A 392-nucleotide genomic window follows, 5' to 3' on the forward strand; every position below is an offset into this window, starting at 1 on the left:
CCCGAGGCCGCGGAAGTCAGCCATCGGCTCGCCCCAGGTCGTCGGCCGCGGCCGCGTCGGTGGTGCGGTAGGCCTTCGCCGCGGCCCGGACGCTCTCCGCCGAAGCGGCGAAATCCTCGTGCACGCCCCAGATCTGGCCCGCCCACTCGCCGGCGAGCGCGGCGAGCGCACTCGAGACGGCGGGCGGTCCGAGGTCGCCCACGTCGAGGTCCGGTACCGCCGCCGCGTACTCCGCGGACGTGTCGGACAGCTGCCGCGCGAGGACGTCGAGGGCGGCCGGGTCGGCGTGGAAGCCGGTCATTCGCCGAACACCGGCGGGTAGGCGGGCGGGAGGTCGTCGAGCAGGTCGTAGCCCGCCGCGTACTTGTCGCGGTGCTCGGTGTCCTCCTCGC

General features: G+C 75.5%; 1 protein-coding gene. It reads right to left on the bottom strand.

Translation table 11 applies throughout. From position 1 onward, the window contains the following. Window positions 1-16: 16 nt before the first annotated feature. Entirely contained in the window at window positions 17-301 is a 285-nt protein-coding gene (locus G3I65_RS52085; protein WP_160703475.1) for a hypothetical protein, read from the bottom strand. Between the last annotated feature and the right edge of the window lie 91 nt (window positions 302-392).

Origin of the sequence: Amycolatopsis sp. SID8362, assembly GCF_010550475.1 — a bacterium.
GTDB lineage: Bacteria > Actinomycetota > Actinomycetes > Mycobacteriales > Pseudonocardiaceae > Amycolatopsis > Amycolatopsis eburnea.